Source organism: Neomelitea salexigens DSM 19753, assembly GCF_000422345.1.
Classification (GTDB): domain Bacteria; phylum Pseudomonadota; class Gammaproteobacteria; order Pseudomonadales; family Spongiibacteraceae; genus Spongiibacter; species Spongiibacter marinus_A.
Map to the genome: position 1 here is coordinate 175,367 of NZ_AULP01000001.1, position 17,103 is coordinate 192,469.

At 55.2% G+C, this 17,103-nt stretch carries 14 protein-coding genes, 1 tRNA gene and 1 other RNA gene; 3 read left to right on the forward strand and 13 right to left on the reverse strand.

Annotated elements, in window-relative coordinates:
* Positions 1-5 precede the first annotated feature (5 nt).
* From dnaX to gltX, 7 genes are all read right to left on the reverse strand, one after another.
* Positions 6-1,907 carry a DNA polymerase III subunit gamma/tau gene (gene dnaX / locus H573_RS0100845; protein WP_027872628.1) on the reverse strand — a complete coding sequence of 634 codons (1,902 nt, stop codon included), beginning with the start codon at positions 1,905-1,907 and terminating at the stop codon, positions 6-8.
* A gap of 115 nt (positions 1,908-2,022) precedes the next feature.
* Positions 2,023-2,119: signal recognition particle sRNA small type (gene ffs, locus H573_RS19210), an RNA gene on the reverse strand.
* An 88-nt stretch (positions 2,120-2,207) separates the two neighbouring features.
* Positions 2,208-2,807, reverse strand: a complete 600-nt coding sequence (locus tag H573_RS0100850) for a DUF4136 domain-containing protein (protein WP_027872629.1) — start codon at positions 2,805-2,807, stop codon at positions 2,208-2,210.
* A 26-nt stretch (positions 2,808-2,833) separates the two neighbouring features.
* Entirely contained in the window at positions 2,834-4,213 is a 1,380-nt protein-coding gene (locus tag H573_RS0100855; protein WP_422730520.1) for a DegQ family serine endoprotease, read from the reverse strand.
* A gap of 115 nt (positions 4,214-4,328) precedes the next feature.
* Positions 4,329-4,607: a polyhydroxyalkanoic acid system family protein gene (locus H573_RS19580; RefSeq protein ID WP_161624218.1), complete on the reverse strand. Its 279-nt coding sequence runs from the start codon at positions 4,605-4,607 to the stop codon at positions 4,329-4,331.
* Between the two features lie 113 nt (positions 4,608-4,720).
* A tRNA-Ala gene (locus H573_RS0100865) sits at positions 4,721-4,796 on the reverse strand.
* 97 nt (positions 4,797-4,893) lie between these two features.
* A complete protein-coding gene (gene gltX / locus H573_RS0100870; RefSeq protein ID WP_027872631.1) occupies positions 4,894-6,378 on the reverse strand; it encodes a glutamate--tRNA ligase in 1,485 nt (494 codons plus the stop codon).
* A gap of 123 nt (positions 6,379-6,501) precedes the next feature.
* On the opposite strand from gltX, the gene dusA reads away from it, so the two are divergent.
* From dusA to H573_RS16440, 3 genes are read left to right on the forward strand one after another with little or no spacing between them, the layout of a single operon-like run.
* Positions 6,502-7,554, forward strand: a complete 1,053-nt coding sequence (gene dusA / locus H573_RS16435; RefSeq protein WP_084497816.1) for a tRNA dihydrouridine(20/20a) synthase DusA — start codon at positions 6,502-6,504, stop codon at positions 7,552-7,554.
* Between the two features lie 13 nt (positions 7,555-7,567).
* Positions 7,568-8,524, forward strand: coding sequence for a transaldolase (gene tal, locus H573_RS0100880; RefSeq protein ID WP_027872632.1), 957 nt, complete (start codon positions 7,568-7,570; stop codon positions 8,522-8,524).
* Positions 8,517-8,978, forward strand: coding sequence for a tellurite resistance TerB family protein (locus H573_RS16440; protein ID WP_051170783.1), 462 nt, complete (start codon positions 8,517-8,519; stop codon positions 8,976-8,978). Before tal ends, H573_RS16440 begins: the two co-directional genes overlap by 8 nt.
* 10 nt (positions 8,979-8,988) lie before the next feature.
* Here the strand turns inward: H573_RS16440 and H573_RS0100890 are convergent, their stop codons facing one another.
* The 6 genes from H573_RS0100890 to hrpA all read right to left on the reverse strand — a co-directional run bounded on the left by H573_RS0100890 (position 8,989) and on the right by hrpA (position 17,089).
* The gene (locus H573_RS0100890) at positions 8,989-9,477 is read right to left on the reverse strand and encodes an STAS domain-containing protein (protein WP_027872633.1); all 489 of its coding nucleotides are present in this window, start codon (positions 9,475-9,477) and stop codon (positions 8,989-8,991) included.
* A 6-nt stretch (positions 9,478-9,483) separates the two neighbouring features.
* Positions 9,484-10,665 (reverse strand): PP2C family protein-serine/threonine phosphatase, encoded by a 1,182-nt coding sequence (locus H573_RS0100895; RefSeq protein WP_027872634.1) that lies wholly within the window; start codon positions 10,663-10,665, stop codon positions 9,484-9,486.
* Between the two features lie 73 nt (positions 10,666-10,738).
* Positions 10,739-11,458 (reverse strand): MlaA family lipoprotein, encoded by a 720-nt coding sequence (locus H573_RS16445; protein WP_036255420.1) that lies wholly within the window; start codon positions 11,456-11,458, stop codon positions 10,739-10,741.
* Positions 11,459-11,525: 67 nt separating this feature from the next.
* Positions 11,526-12,281, reverse strand: a complete 756-nt coding sequence (locus tag H573_RS16450; protein ID WP_036255421.1) for an HvfC family RiPP maturation protein — start codon at positions 12,279-12,281, stop codon at positions 11,526-11,528.
* A complete protein-coding gene (locus H573_RS0100910; protein WP_479691868.1) occupies positions 12,281-13,147 on the reverse strand; it encodes an HvfB family MNIO-type RiPP peptide maturase in 867 nt (288 codons plus the stop codon). The genes H573_RS16450 and H573_RS0100910 overlap by 1 nt, the downstream gene beginning before the upstream one ends.
* A gap of 45 nt (positions 13,148-13,192) precedes the next feature.
* Positions 13,193-17,089 (reverse strand): ATP-dependent RNA helicase HrpA, encoded by a 3,897-nt coding sequence (gene hrpA / locus H573_RS16455; protein ID WP_051170784.1) that lies wholly within the window; start codon positions 17,087-17,089, stop codon positions 13,193-13,195.
* Between the last annotated feature and the right edge of the window lie 14 nt (positions 17,090-17,103).

A 17,103-nucleotide genomic window follows, 5' to 3' on the forward strand; every position in this document is an offset into this window, starting at 1 on the left:
GTCTCCTAATCTTGACGACGTTTTTCCGGCAAGCTGATTGAGTCTAGGTCTAATTCGGCGGAAAACTCGGCGATAATTTCTTGCACCAGGGGGTCGCTTTCAATCGCTTGGCGAGCGACAACAAGCCTCTCTTGTAGGCGCCGGGCGCGGTACTCGGCCGGTGTCTCCTCCGCGGGTTCGCCGATATCGATTGCCACCTTGAGTGCCTGACCAAAGTAATCAGCCAAGGCCTCTTGTAGGCGCTCGATATGGCGGTCATTCAGCAGTGTCGCATTGCCTTGGCTAATTACAAACTGCAGGTGGCTACCCTCTTTGGCGGCAAGCTGACAATGCGAGGCAATACTCCCCAACATTCCAGGCAAGGCGAAAGCGTCGAACTGCTCGCGCCATAGCCTGGCATCGAGATCAGCGAGCTCAACACTCGGCGCCGCGGGTGCAGCCTCTTCCGGTGCCGACGCTATTGCCACTGTTGGCTCGTCTGGACGCGGCCGCTGGACTTCTGCTTGCTTATGCTCAACGGCGTCAGTAATTTGCTCGGGCGATGGCGCGCTGTTTTGCAGGGCCTCTCGTGGCGAAATCGGCGCTGAGGCTTGCTCTGGTTTGCTAGGCTCACCGGCTACTGACGAAGCCTCGGCCTCGCGGCCATGCTGTTCAGGAGTCTCATTGGCAATCGGTGCGGGTCCTGCCGCCGTAACAGCAGTGTTCGGCTCCGCCTCCGGCTCGCTCCCGGCCTCAGACGGCGTCGGCGGCTTTTTTACGGGAGCAGCCTCCCCCTCGGGCGAGGCGCTGGCAGTAAGCGGCTGACTTGGCGGCGCCATGACACCTTCAGGTTTGAAGGCCACCATGCGCAGCAGCAACATCTCCAAGCCGCCACGAAGCTCGGGGGCCAGATTCAAATCGCGTCGCCCTTGAAGCGCCATCTGGTAATAGAACTGAACTTCCTCGGCGCTGAACTCGCCCGCCAATGCCGTCACGTTTTGTTTGTCACCCAGGCTATTGTCCAGCCCCTCGGGAACGGTTTGGGCAATAGCGATGCGATGGAGCACCACCAGCAGCTCATTGGCAACGCCGGCAAAATCCACACCCAGCTCGGCCAGCTCCGCCACGATCGCTAACAATTCAGCGCCATCGCGTTTAGACAGCGCCGAAATTATCCGGTAAACCGCGCCGTGATCGATGGTACCCAGCATCTGCCGAACATCGTGCTCGCCGAGTTTACCCGAGCCGAAGGCGATTGCCTGATCCGTTAAACTCAACGCGTCGCGCATACTGCCGTCGGCGGCGCGCCCCAGCAGCCACAGCGCCGCCTCATCAAAGCTGATCAGCTCTTTTTCGAGTATCTGTTTCAAATACTCTACTACGCGTTCAGGGCTTAAGTTTTTCAGGCTAAACTGAAGGCAGCGCGACAAAATGGTAGCGGGAATTTTCTGCGGGTCCGTCGTCGCCAGCAAAAATTTAACGTGAGGCGGCGGCTCTTCCAGCGTTTTTAGCAGCGCATTAAAACTGCTGGCACTGAGCATGTGCACCTCATCGATGAGGTATACCTTGTAGCGCCCCTGTGTCGGGGTGTATTGCACATTGTCGAGAAGCTCGCGGGTGTCCTCAACCTTGGTGCGCGACGCCGCGTCAACCTCGATCAAGTCAACGAAGCGCCCCTCGTTGATGGCGACACACGACTGGCATTGACCACAGGGCTCAGAGCTAACGCCTTGCTCGCAATTCAGACAACGCGCCAGGATACGCGCGATGGTGGTTTTACCCACACCACGAGTCCCGGTGAACAAGTAAGCGTGGTGAAGCCGGTCGTGATCAAGCGCATTGATCAAGGCTTTGAGCACGTGGCTCTGGCCGGCCATTTCCCGGAAGCTCTTGGGTCGCCACTTTCTCGCCAGAACCTGATATGTCATCACAAAATCTCTCGAAATCGATCGTCAAGGATACACTAGCGCTGCGCTGACATAAATAATGTCGGAATTAGAAAAAACGAGAGGAATCACAGGGATAGGAATAAATGGGTGGCGGCCCAACCAGCCACACCCCGGCACACGAGTCGATAACTACCGTTGCTCCCTTCCGGGCCTGGCGGGGTTTGCTACCTATCGTTGCGAGAGGACCGGAAGGACCACCATAACGCGCTTTCGGCCTCGGCCAATTGCGGGGCGCTATTGTGTTCGAAACCCCCTTCACATGCAAGAGGGATGATCGGATTATTGCGCGCTGACCGGCGGAAATTGCGCGAGAATCGTCGCCACAGTTTCATCGATATACGCGCGCCGCTCCACGGGATCTTTCAGCGTCGGCTTGACACGGCTTGCACTGCCGCGCCATACCAAACGGCGATTTTCGGGCTCGATAATATCGATGACAACATTGTCCTGGGTATATTCGCGCACCCAGAGATCGTCATCATAGAAATGCGCGTAGCCAAAACCCGGGCGGTGGTAGCAGTGATAACACGGATAATAACCAAAATGGCTATACCAGTTGCCCACACTTTCCACACGTGTTTTTTCGACAGTGCCGACATGGTAACTCACCAGTACTGACGCGCTGTCGGCGGCAACTTTCTTGACGCCGCGCAGCGCCATCTGCGCCTCGATAGCGTCGCGATAGCGCTCATGCATCAGCGCGTCGTAGGCGGGTTCCCGCTGCTCGTTTTCAGACGCCAGCCAGGCATAACTTTCTACGGTAGCGAAATCGTAATCGAGGGCGTAATCCTGACTCACTGGCACCGCGGTACACGCCGCTATTACTGCGACGATGATGGCAATACCAAATCGCTTAATGACTGCGGGTAAATCGTGCATTACGCCCTCCAAGTCGCCTAGTGGCTTCAATTTCGCTTAAGTACAACCCAGTTTGCAAAGCGGCCGCGAATAACACGCAGCAGCATGCCATCATCACTGCGTGATGCCGCCGCCTGTAGCTCATTAATACTGCGTATGCGCCGCTGATTCACAGACACTAACAAGTCACCGGGGCGCAGCTTAGAGGCAGCCAAGGCATCCTGCTTAACCTCGGTAACGACCACGCCTTTGCCATCGTCGGCATTTTTTAGGCTAACGCCGTCAAGCAGAGGATGCACCGACCGTGCATCGGCATCGACCTGCTTTTCAGCCGACCCCAAAACAACCTTGTAGCGTTTCTCGCGCCCTTCTCTTAGCAGCGTGATCGCCACTTTGTCGCCGACTCGTCGCAAGCCGATGGCGTTTCGCAGCTGCGCAGAACTCAGTACGGCCTTGCCATCCACAGCGATCACGACATCACCCGCCTCTATGCCAGCCTTGTCTGCGGCCGAATTTTCTTGAACCTCTGCCACTACAGCGCCGCGCTGACCCGCTTCAATATCAAAGGCTTCCGCCAACTCGGGCGTCAGGTCCTGGATAATAACGCCCAGCTGACCCCGACGTACCTCGCCGTGCTGAAGAATCTGTTCAATGCTCGCCATGGCCATATTTGCCGGAATGGCAAAACCGATACCTACGTTACCACCGGAGGGCGCCAGAATCGCGGTATTCACGCCAACTAACTCTCCGCGTAAATTTACCAGTGCGCCACCCGAGTTACCGGGGTTGATAGAGGCATCGGTTTGGATGAAATTCTCATAGCCCTCAATACCCAGTCCGGTGCGACCTAAGGCACTGACAATCCCGGTGGTCACCGTTTGTCCCAGGCCAAAGGGGTTACCGATCGCCACGACAAAATCGCCCACACGCAATTTATCGGAGTCAGCGAGGCGCACCGCGGTGAGCTTTTCGCTGGGAATTTTCAGCACCGCGATGTCAACGTCTGGATCAGAGCCGACCAGCTCTGCGGTAAAACTGCGCCCGTCCTCCAGTGACACCGTGATTTCATCCGCACCGTCAATCACATGGTGATTGGTGAGCACAGTCCCCTCACCCGCATCGATAATCACGCCCGACCCAGCACTCTGCGTGCGGCGCTGGCGCGGCTGCAATTGCTGCTGAGGCATATTGAAGAAACGGCGAAAGAAGGGGTCGTTTAACAGTGGGTTCTGCTGAACCCGTTGTGTCGTGTAGGTTGAAATATTGACCACCGCTGGATTCACCGACTTCAACATCGGCGCCAAACTGGGCAATGGCTCCCCGTCACTCCCCGACTTCGGTAGTAGAGCAAAGCTGTGCGTGCTTACCGCTAACAGCAGCACGGCAAAAACCGTTAAATATGAGCGGGAAATGGTGGTTTGCAAAATCCGGGTCATAACTGTGCCGATCTCCTCATAACGTTGATAACAAGGTTAGAGTGCAGAATCCAAAATTATTTCCCTAAATAAGCAGATTCTGCAAGATCAGCAAATTACTGCCTGCTCAGGCCAGTTTTTCTGCCATCGCCTTGGAGAGCTCATCGCGGATTCGCGACTTAAAAGGCTTCATCATCATTCCCAGCTGGATGTCGACCTTGACCTCGCCCTCCAACAATTGCAACACCCCCTGAATACCGGAGCGCTTCAGCTCCAGTTCTCGGTCGCTGCGCCAATGGGCCTTCATCTCAAAACGGTCGCTCAGTTTCACTGCTAAAGCATCGAGCATCTCCCGAACATCTGCGTCGCTTTTCGAGTGGCGTTGACTAAGAGAAATTTTCGACACGGTCAGTCTCCAGTAAGTCGCATCGGGAATATCAAGTATTCTAGCAGAGTCGCACCCAGGCGCTGACGGAATTGCAGGCATAAAAAAACCGCCGGTAGGCGGTTCTTTTAATTTGGTGGAGCTAGGCGGGATCGAACCGCCGACCTCTTGCATGCCATGCAAGCGCTCTCCCAGCTGAGCTATAGCCCCGAAAGAGGCTGCGCATATTAAGGTTCGCCCCCGACCTTGTCAACACGCGCAGTAAAAAAAAATCCCCTTTAACAACACAGGCGCATTGCCGCCACCATCAAGGGAGTTGTTGGTAGCGTTTTTCCAGCTTCTTAAGTTTTTTCTTGCCCACACCGCCCAAAATATCAATGGCGTGGCGAATGCGCGCACGACTGATTTCCGGCCCCAGTATTTCCATGGAGTCGACGACTGAAATCGATGCAGTGGTGCCCGCAATGGCAATAAACAGCGGTGGCATCACATCTTTCATGCGCAGTTCCAGACCGTCGACCAACGCTTTGATATCGGCAAACAAGGTATCGCGCTGCCAATCGGACTCGGCCTCCAAACGCCACAAGCAGCACTGCAAGACCTCAACCAACTGCTCTTCCTCTAAGGTGCACTGAGCAAAACTTTCCTTGCTCAGCGGCAGCATTCCCGACAGGAAAAAACCCGCCAGCGGTGCGATATCGGTAAATACCTCAATACGCTGTTTTAGGTGTGGCAACATTTTGGTCAGCGTTTCCCGATTCAATGCCCAGCGCTGCAGGCGCTCAATTAGGGCGTCGTCGCTCAAGTCCTCTCGCAACCACAGCCCATTAAGCCAGCGCAGTTTCTCAACATCGAAAATCGGGCCACCCAAGCTGACACGCTGAATGTCGAAGTGCTCGATCATTGTCTGCAGGCTAAACTTCTCGCGCTCATCGGGCATGCTCCAGCCCATTCGCCCCAAGTAATTAAGTAGCGCCTCCGGCAAAAAGCCCATGCGCTGGTAGTACAAAATACTAGTGGGGTTCTTGCGCTTACTGAGCTTGCTTTTGTCAGGGTTGCGCAACAGTGGCAAATGGCAAAGTTGCGGCATCTGCCAGCCAAAATACTCGTACAGCAACTTGTGTTTAGGCGCAGAGTTCAACCATTCTTCGCCGCGCAGCACGTGGGTAATACCCATCAAATGGTCATCGACGACATTGGCCAAATGGTAGGTAGGCAGGCCATCGGATTTCAACAATATCTGCGCGTCGACCTGGCCCCAATCTAATTCCACGGTACCGCGCAACATATCTTCTATCTCGCAACGACCCGCTTCTTCGGGCACCACCATGCGAATAACATAGGGCATGCCCTCGGCTTCGCGGCGCTGCTGCTCGTCGTCACTCAGGCGCAGATCTGAGGGTTTTAAGGCCGTGTGCTGGCCTTCAGCACGCCGCGCTTCTCTCAGAGCATCGAGTTCCTCAGGGCTGCGATAACAGCGAAACGCCAAGCCCTTCGCGATAAGTTGCTCGCAGTGCTCACGGTAAATTTCGCTGCGCTCACTCTGCCGGTAAGGCCCTGCTTGCCCGCCCACATCTGGCCCTTCATCCCAGTCCAAGCCCAGCCAGCGCAGGGAGTCTAAAATGGCCTGCTCTGACTCTGGCGTCGAACGCTGCTGGTCAGTGTCTTCAATGCGCAGCAGAAACTGGCCGCCTTGGCTTTTTGCAAAGCAGTAGTTAAACAGGGCGATGTATGCGGTGCCGACGTGTGGATCACCAGTGGGGGATGGCGCAATGCGAGTGCGAACAGTCATGGAGAGTTGTTTACCATTTCAATACAATTAGCGTTGGCCGCGCGCATAAGCTGCGACATGAAAGGCGCCATTATACGGGCCAGCGGCGATAAGATTCACCTACCCCGGAGGTTTTCCTGGCGAATGCCCAACAATACCCTCGACAGGCGCTTCTGCGTAGCGCCAATGCTGGACTGGTCAGACCGCCACTGCCGTTTCTTTTGGCGAAAAATGAGTCGGCGCGCCGTGCTCTACACAGAAATGGTGACCACTGGCGCCCTGCTTCACGGCGACCAACACCGGCATTTGCAGTTCAGCACAGAGGAGCAACCCCTCGCCTTGCAGTTGGGCGGTAGCGATCCTGGCGACTTAGCCAAGGCAGTCAAGCTTGCCAAACAATGGGGCTACGACGAGGTGAATCTGAATTGTGGCTGCCCCTCTGACCGTGTTCAAAATGGCTTTTTTGGCGCGTGTTTAATGGCCCGCCCCCGCCTGGTGGCAGACTGCGTCGCCGCGATGATTGATGCTAGTGACTTGCCGGTCACCGTGAAACACCGCATTGGTATTGATGATCAGGAAGGTTATGAGCCGCTGCACGACTTTGTTGACCAAATTCATCAGGCAGGCTGTAACACGATCATTGTGCACGCCCGCAAAGCGTGGCTACAGGGTTTAAGCCCCAAAGAAAACCGGGAAATCCCGCCGTTGAATTACGATATGGTTTACCAGCTCAAAAATGACTTTCCCAAACTGGAGGTCATTATCAATGGTGGTATCGACAGTATCGACGACGCGCTATCGCATTTGTCACATGTCGATGGCAGTATGTTGGGGCGCAGTATTTACCAGAACCCCTACCAACTGGTGGAGGTAGATGAACGTATCTATGCCGATGAAGCCAATCAGCGCAGCCGGCAGGATGTTGTCGAATCACTCTACCCCTACATTGAAAAGGAACTTGCAAGCGGTACTCGACTCCACCATATAACGCGGCATATTCTCGGGATTTTTAATGGCCAGGCCGGAGCCCGCCAGTTCCGCCGCCACCTCAGTCAGCATGCGCACCGGAATGACGCCGGACTGGAGGTGCTGCAAGAAGCACTGGCCCTGACAACAACGGCGCAACAACGCCTGCAAGACTACGCGCAACAACGTGCTGCCCAAACCCTGCAGGAAAGCGAAATCAAGATACGGTGATAGGATTCATTTAATGAGCAGTATACTGGCACAACTGAAAGCGATGACGGATGTCGTGGCCGACACCGGCGACATCGAGGCAATCAAGCGCTTTTCCCCTCAAGATGCGACCACCAACCCCTCACTCATCCTAAAAGCCGCTCAGCTGCCTCAGTATCAGGCGCTGATTGACCGCATCGTTGCCGAAAACATTACCGACCCTAACAACGACGAACAAATTAAAACCGCCTGTACGCGCCTGGCCGTGGCGATAGGCAGCGAAATTAGTCAGCTGGTGCCAGGAAAAGTCTCCACAGAAGTGGACGCTCGGCTCTCCTTCGATACTGCCGCGACCATCGAACAAGCCAAGACTATCGTCAAGCTATACGAAGAAGCGGGTGTTGGGCGCGACAAGTTATTAGTAAAAATCGCCTCGACGTGGGAAGGCATTCAAGCTGCCGCAGAGCTCGAAAAAGCCGGCATTGAATGTAACCTGACCCTATTGTTCAGCCTGGTACAAGCAGCAGCATGTGCCGAGGCAGGTGCAACATTGATCTCGCCCTTTGTCGGGCGCATTCTCGACTGGCACGTGGCGCGCGGCGACACTCCCGAAAGCCCGGCACAAGATCCCGGCGTGCAGTCAGTCGCGGGTATCTATGCCTACTACAAACAGCATGGCTACAGCACCATTGTGATGGGCGCGAGCTTTCGAAATACCGGCGAAATTGCTGAGCTAGCGGGTTGTGACCGACTCACAATCAGTCCTGCCCTGCTCGAAGAATTGGATAATGCGCAAGGTGAACTGCCACAGCGCCTGAGTCCTGACGCCGACTTTGCAACACAACAGAAGCTCGACTCTAGCGAAGCATCTTTTCGCTGGGCCATGAATGAAGATGCCATGGCAACGGAAAAGCTGGCAGAAGGGATTCGCGCCTTTGCCGCCGATCAAAGGAAACTCGAGGATTTGTTGAGAGGCTGGCAAGGTGTTTGAGTTTATAAAAAACTTGCTGGGCGAGGCCTCCAATGCCGACGGCAGCGACGAGCTGTCGATGGAATTGGTAGCCGCCTCGCTGCTGATAGAAGTCAGCAAATCCGACTACAAGCAAGAGCCGGCAGAAGTGGATAAGATTCGCCAACTGCTGGTGCAGCACTTTCATCTCAGTGCAGACGAAATTGAAGCCTTTATGGAAAAGGCGCATGAGTCGACCCAAGACAGCACCTCCCTCTACCCCTTTACCCGCTACATCAATGACAATTGCAATAATGCAGAGAAATTCCAACTGGTGAAGGCGCTGTGGGAAGTTGCGGCGGAAGACGGCGACATAGACAAGTACGAAGAGCACGTCATTCGTAAAATTTCAGAGTTGATTTACCTGCCCCACAAGGACTTTATCAGGGCAAAACTGATGGTTTGTGAAACGCTTGGCCTGACAGCAAAAAAGTAATGCCGCAGGCTTAATAACACTGCCCTTCCAGCAGGGTGACAAGCTCGCGAAACTTAGCCCGATTGCTGTCATTCATCCCCATGAGCACGCGATGCGCCTCCAGCACTTTGGCGCGAACAGCGTCCTCACTGTCGGGCAATACCGGCAGTTCATTCAGGTCCTCGTCGTCTACCACTGGCTCTTGGCGAATACAGAAAACGCGGTCAAACCCCATGCTATCCAGCACGCGAGTGATATCAGGATTAGTAGACAAAATAACCGGCACATAGGAAAAGCGCTGCTTGGCTTTGATTGCCAGTTTTGCGAGCAAGCCGAGGGTGGTGCTGTCTATATTGGTTGCATCGACGAGATCAATAACGACACTGGCAAACCCTTTACTGGTTAGCATATCGTCAAAAAAATCATCCATCGTCGTACAAAGGGTTAGACGCACTTCGCCAACCAACTTAATGACGAAGGCACCGTCTTGCTCTGCGACCAAAATCTTACCTGGCTGCATAACTTCTTATAACCTGCTGATGACTAAGATGGCGATATCATCCGGTGCATCACCAATGTTGTTTAAGTCGAAGGCCGTTACCAGTTCACTGGACGAACGCTGCCCAGCGCTGAGTAGAGCCAATAACGCCTCTTCTTTTTCCTTTAGCGAGTCGCGTTGTAACACTTCCAATATACCATCGGAAAAGAGTGTCAGCACGGCGCCACTCGGAAAGCAGATCATATGATCAGTAAAAGCGGCGTCGCTAAAAAGCCCCACGGGCATATCGTGTTCCGGCAAAAATTCAGCCTGCCCGTCACAGGCCAGCACCGGCGCTGGAAGGTGTCCCGCAACCGCGTAACAGAGTTGATCACAGTTCAGGTCAAAGACGCCGACGCACATGGTCACATGCTTGCCGATACCCATTTCAAGAAGCTCACGGTTGGCAATGGCAAGCATTTTCGCGGGAGACAGTATTGCCGTTGAGCCGCGATGGAGGTAGTCACTGCGCTTACGAGCGAAAAGGTTTTTCAAAAATACGGTAACAAAGGCGGAGCTAGCGCCGTGGCCTGACACATCGGCAACAAAGAACACTGCCCTGTCATCGCCGACGAGAAAATAATCTACGAAGTCCCCGCTCAGATAGAGAGACGGCAAAATAAAGTGGCAGAATTGGTAGCCTTCAATGTCTTTTGGTGTGTCTGGCAACAGTAATTGCTGAACGTGCTTACCCGCCTGTTGATCTTGCTGAAGGTGGGTCAGACTTTCCAGCAACTCGCGGTTGGCCGCTTCTAATTTGTGGCGATATGCGAGGTTCTCGCGCTTTAGTTCGCAGCGTTCTACCGCGCGATTAATGGCATGGCGAATGACATCAGCGCTTTCTGGCGGCAGCATGAGGTAATCGGTAGCGCCGTGGCGCACAGCAGAGAGAACATCGGCCAGGCTCTCGCGCCGCGACACACAGATCAGGGGAAGCTCTCGGGGATCCGCGGCCATATCATCAAGCAACGTGATGCCTTGGCCGTCGGGCAGATCGATATCAATCATCACAATATCGATGTCGTCTTCCCGAAAACAGCGCAGCGCCTCTGTACTGTCGTCGATACTCAACACGATAACGCCGAGGGCCTCTAGGGCTTCGCGCAATTGCCGATGAAGGTCATCGCGGTGCTGAACAAGCAGCAGCCGGTGATGTAAGGGTCTGGTCATCTGCCTGTTTTACCTATACGGCGCCACCGGAGCAAGCCATGTGCCTGTGCAGGATTCACATCCCGCTACCCTGCTATTCAAAATCAAAGGACTCAAAATCCTCGTCGCCAAAGCTATCCTGGAACTCGCCATCGTTAATTAAGAACTGACGACGCTGCAAATAGGCATCTTTCAGAAACGTGTACTTATCACCGCTGACGAGCTCATCAGAGCCCAATAATTTTGCACGCACTTGCACAAGATCCAACGCCATCAAACCCAATTCAGCGGCAAGGGGTTCAACCTCACTGGTTGGCGAGGCATAGCGATCGACAAAGCGACTGCTACCATCGCGAATCGTACTTGGACCAAGTAAGGGCAGCATTAGAAAGGGGCCGGACTCTACTCCCCAAACAGCCAGAGTTTGCCCAAAATCTTCTGACTCGCGCGGCAGCCCCAGATGGGTCGCGACATCAAAAAAGCCCAACACGCCCACCGTGGTGTTAATCAGAAAGCGCCCAGCATCGACGATGGCGTCTTTGCCCTCGCCCTGAAGGACATCATTGAAGAAGTTCTTTACTTCACCGAGGTTGTCAAAAACATTGCCGATACCCTGGTCAATGAATCTCGGCGTCACATCTTTGTAAGCCTTGGCAACCGGTTTGGCAACGTAGCGATCCGCCCCCTCGTTAAAGGCGAAAATATGGCGGTTGAGGCCTTCCCAAGGGTCGCGGGGATCATTGCCATATTCTGCGGCGAGAGACAGCGGCGCGAACAGACAAATCACCGTGGTGAGCAGCCTATGCAGCAACATGCGAATAGTATTCCCTAACGTTGTATTGCGCCCACTATACCTAAAGCCCACATTAATACCAGCGATGTTATTCGCCAGTGAACGAAGGCTCTGCAAGGCAGAGAATATCCGCCTCAAGCAGCTGCTGTAGCAGGCTCTCAGCGAAGTCAACGAGGCGGTCTTCCTCCGTCGACAATTCCGCAGCCAAGCTAGCTAAACACGCTCGGGGAGGCGCTCCTCCCTCTAGCAACGCTAACAAGCGAGCGGTGACCGCATTAATTTCCATAAAGCGCACCGCGTCGCTACGGTCCCGGTACACCACCAAATACGTCATGTCCCCCGACGGATGGGGAGGTTGATAGGCCTTCGAAATACGGTGGACCGGGTATGGGTAACTCAAGCTCCAGGCGAGGGGCGATTTCCGCAAACAGGTATCGACCAAGGGCGCGGACGCAGACAGCTTAGCCGGCAGCGTGGCAGTGTCTGTATCGAGGGCGAGCTCCACCCACTCATAGTGCGCCAGAGCCCGTAAAAATGGCGGATCATCCGGGTGGTCGCGCGCACTGCTAAGGTAGTGAAGAAACTCCTCGGCAATTTGCAAAAAATACGGGCTCTGACAGTGATGGACTTTCATAAAGTCCCGCACCATGGCGTGCCACTGATCATCGGGAAAAATACTGCGACAAACCGGAAAGCCACCGCTGATGAAGCCCTCTATGTTCTTGTAGAACAAGTCTCGATACACGGCCAGGCGTCGAGGCTCGATCCCCGATGGCGGTGGACAAGACTCCGGATCGCGCAAATAGGCGGTGAAGGCCTGCTGCTGTTGCTGAAAGGGACCCATTACTGCCCTACCTCCCCTGTCGCCTGCACATCGCGAATTCGCGATACCTCATCGAGCAACTCGGCCATTGGTGGAAAGTTAAAATCTCGCTCCAACAATGTCGGCAAAGACCCGCAATGCCCATAGCACTCGCCAAGCAGCTGCCACACGGACTCGATAACGGGCGCACCGTGCGTATCCACTTTGAGGTCATCAGCCTCGTCAAAATGACCGGCGATGTGCATATAAGCGGCGCGCTCCAGCGGTAGCTCGCGCAGGAATTGCCGGGCATCGTAGCCGTGGTTCACACTGTTAACGTAAACATTGTTCACATCCAGCAATAGGCCACAATCGGCCTCTTCGAGCACGCCAGTGATGAACTGCGATTCGCTCATCTGGCTGTCAAGCGCGGCGTAGTAGGAGGCATTTTCCAGTAAAATTTTCCGGCCGAGACGCCGCTGCACCTCAATTACGCGCTCAGCGACATGCGTAACCGCATCCTCGGTAAAGGGGATCGGCATCAGGTCGTAGAGGTGGCCGCTATCGCCGCAGTAGGTAAGGTGCTCGCTGTAAAGGCGACAATCAAAGCGGTCGATGAATGCCGCGATATCGTCGATCAGCGCGTAGTCGAGCGGCGTAAAACCACCGATGTTTAAGCTCAGGCCATGCAAAGTGACCGGGAATTTTTCGGCCAGCGCTTCAAATGCCTTGCCAAACCGTCCGCCGAGGTCAATCCAGTTTTCGGGGGCAACCTCTAAGAAGTCGATATCGCCGGGCTGCAACTCGCTGAAGGCATCGAGCATGCCGCGCCGCAAGCCCAGCCCCACGGCATCTGCCGCTAAGCCCGGTTGGATTGCTGACAGTTGCTGAACGTGATGTTGCGGCAAGGCCCTCTCCTCTTCGCCCGTTATTGTTGAGCTAGGACGTATGACTCAGCGAATTGTTACATCGCTCTTTAACGCTTGCCAAAGCTGCTTAAGGCGTTTCTCCGATACGGTTTGCGCCGTGCCCAAGCGCTGAGCGAACAACGACACCCGAAATTCTTCTAACAGCCAGCGGTACTCTCTGAGCTTTTCTGATTTTTGCCACAACGTAGGATCGCGAGCCAGTACGTTTTCCAGCTGCTCCTGCAGCGGCTCAATGGCCAGTGTCGACTGGCGATCCCGCTGATAGTGGCCGTCGAGTTTACTGATCCGCTCCTCTACCGCAGCAAGGTATCTCGGGTAGTGGCCAAGTGCCTCGGCAGACACCTGAAAAATAAAGTCATCGACAAATAAGCCGTCTAACTGGCGTTGAATATCATTGATACTGTGTATCCAGCTCAGGCTGTTTAGCTTTTTCAGCTGCTTTCGGATTCTCGCCTGCGACGCAAGAATATCGCCCAACAACTCAGCAACCTCTTCGGCGCAAGGCACAAATTCCGCGCGACCCAACTCCCAAAGGGCATCGAAGGTCTGTTGATCGCGCGGCAGATTATCCGTAGTAACTGCAAAAGCTCGACGCGCTGCCACCAATAGACAGGCCTCTATCCACGCTTTACGCTGTTGTCCGCAGGCCGCGAACTGTAGCTGTTGGGCATTCCCCTTAAACAACTTGGCGCGCAGACTCTTGCACTGGGCGGGTAAACGCAGAAGTAACAGCCGCATACAGCCGCGCAGGGACTTGTTCAGCGCCTCCTCCAGCGTTTCGGCCAAACTGAGCTCCACATCCTGCCCCAAATCCGCCAAGCAGGGGAAAGCCGTCAAAGTCGCGCCCGCCTGTTTAAAACGATGTTCGACGGGCAGTTCGCCAAACTCCCATTGTTGATAGCGGCGCACCTCAAAACCGCCCTGACTCTCTTCGGCGATACTCTTTTGCACCTCTGAAGCGAGCTGCGCCCTCAATGCAACAATATCCCGCCCCGACGCCAGCCGCTTGCCGCCGTCGTCGAGTACCACCACATTCATTTTGTAGTAGTCGTCTATGGTCGCCGATGACCATGCCGCTAAATCAATATTGGCGTCGCTAAGCTGCTCCAGCCGGGCAGCTAATGCCGGCAGTAGAGGCTCGTCACTCGGCGTTAGCCGGGCCAATGCCCGATCTACGTAGTCAGGAACCGGCACCAATTGCTTGCGCTGGGCCTTTGGCAACGCCTTAACCAGAGCGATACATTTTTCTCGCAATAACCCTGGCACAAGCCATTCGAAGCGCCCCTCCGGCAGCTTGTGCAACAATACTAGCGGAACGGAAACACTGACGCCGTCATCGCGATGCCCCGGCTCAAAGTGGTAAGACAAGGCCAGCTGTTTACCCCCACAACTCAACTGGGTGGGAAATTGCGCCTCGTCAACGCCACCCTCGCTGCGCATCATCTGCGAGCGAGCCATCTTAAGAGTGGCATCCGCAGAGGATTTTTTCAGCCAGGACTCCAGTTGCCTAGCGGTCGTTATGCCCTCGGGCAGGCGCTCATCATAGAACGCATAGATCTCCTCATCTGAGATCAAAATATCACGCCGGCGCGCCTTGTCTTCCAAGTCGAGTATCTCGCGACGCAAGGCCTGGTTGTGGGCAAAAAATGCCGCCGCACCTCGGTAACGCCCCTCAACCAAGCCCTGGCGTATAAATATCTCCCTAGCCAGCTTGGCATCAATGGGGCCAAAGTGAACACGGTGACGGTCGCGCAGGGTCAGGCCATAAAGCAAGGTTTGTTCATAGGCCATCACCCGCCCGCTACGAGCGTGAAAATGCGGTTCAGCGTAATGGCGCTTTAACAAACTGTCGTTGATGCCAAACACCCACTCCGGCTCGATCTTCGCCACACAGCGAGCAAAGAGCTGACTGGTCTCTGCCAGTTCGGCGGCAACAATCCACTTCGGCGTTTTCTTTCGCAGCGACGAACCCGGAAAAATCATCAGCTTACGATTGCGCGCGCCGAGGTATTCCCTGCCCTCGTCGTGGTTGGCAATTTGACTGAGAAAGCCCGGCAATAGCGCCCGATGAATGCTTTGGTAATCGGCCGGCTGCTTATTTTGCTCGAGCTTTAACTGCCGGCACATCAGCAGAAGCTGGTGGTGTACCTCCCGCCATTCACGCATGCGAGCCCAGCTGAGAAACTCCTTCTTACACAGTTTGCGCCATTGATTCGCACTCAGTAGCTGGCGCTGTTCCTCCGCGTAGTCCCACAGCGCCACAAAGGCGAGGAAGTCCGACCCCTCCTGCCAAAAGCGCCGATGCTTTTCGTCCGCCGCCTGCTGTTTATCCGCCGGGCGGTCGCGTGGGTCCTGAATACTCAAGGCACTGGCAATCACCAGTATTTCACGCAGGCACTGCTGTTCTGCCCCGGCGATAATCAGCCGAGCTATACGCGGATCTACCGGAAAACGCGCCAGCATCTTGCCCTGCGCCGTCATCCGCTCCCCGTCGACGGCCCCAAGTTCCCTCAGCAAGGCGAAGCCATCGCGAATTAAGCGGTTATCCGGCGCGTCGACAAAGGGAAACTTACGGATATCACCCAGACCCAACTGCAACATCTGGAGGATAACGGCCGCCAGGTTAGTACGTTGAATCTCCGGCTCGGTAAACAGCGGGCGGCGCTCAAAGTCTTCCTTGCTGTACAGGCGATAAGCGATGCCTTCTGCCACGCGCCCGCAGCGGCCCGCGCGCTGATTTGCACTGGCTTGAGACACTGGTTCAATCGGCAGGCGTTGTACCTTACTGCGAACGCTGTAGCGACTCACGCGCGCCGTACCTGCGTCGATCACATAGCGAATGCCTGGCACCGTCAGCGAGGTTTCTGCCACGTTTGTCGCCAATACCACGCGCCAGCCACGCCGCCCTTTAAGGTCGAAAATGCGCTGTTGTTCCGCCGCGCTCAGCCGCGCATACAGCGGCAACACCTCCGCACCCGGCAGTTGCGCTTGACGCAATTGTTTGGCGACGTCCCGTATCTCCCGTTCGCCACTCAAAAAAACCAGAGTATCGCCATGGCGATGCGCGCCCTCGGCGATCATCTCCCGCAATACCTGTTCTACCCCTTCTCCCAGGTCTTGCTCTGCGCTGATCTCTTCCAGAGGACGATAGCGAAATTCAACCGGGTAGCTGCGACCTGACACCTCGACGACCGGGGCATTGTCGAAATGGCGAGAAAAGCGCTCTACATCGATGGTTGCGGAGGTAATAATCAGTTTGAGTTCTGGACGCTTGGGCAACAGCGTTTTCAGGTAACCCAGCAAAAAATCGATATTGAGGCTGCGTTCATGGGCCTCGTCGATGATGATCGTGTCGTAATCATTCAAATAACGGTCATTGGCAATTGCAGCGAGCAGGATCCCGTCAGTCATCAACTTTATGTAGGTATTCGGGGTGCTTTGCTCCTGAAAACGCACCTGATAACCCACGGCATCACCCAATGGCGTATTCAATTCCTCTGCAATTCGCTGTGCCACCGTACGCGCCGCAAGACGACGAGGCTGGGTGTGGGCGATCTGTCCATTGACCCCGCGCCCCATTTCCAGACACAACTTCGGCAGCTGCGTGGTTTTACCCGAGCCCGTCTCGCCGGCAATCACCACAACCTGGTGTTTATCGATTGCTGCTCGAATATCGTCAATGCGCTGACTGACCGGCAATGCCTCGGGGAAGCTCACCGCCGGTACGGCGCGCTGCCGGGAAAGCAGCCGCTCAGCAGAGGCGTTGATACTCTCGGCAAGTTTGACATAGGCGTCGCCGACAGCTTGCCCTTCTCGCTCGCGTCGCTGAAGTTGCTGCAAACGACGTCGCAATCGATAGTGATCGGGGCGGTAGCTGTCGCCGAGTTTGTCAGCGAGGAGATTCCAATTATGGCCGGACATGAGCGCTAGACTAG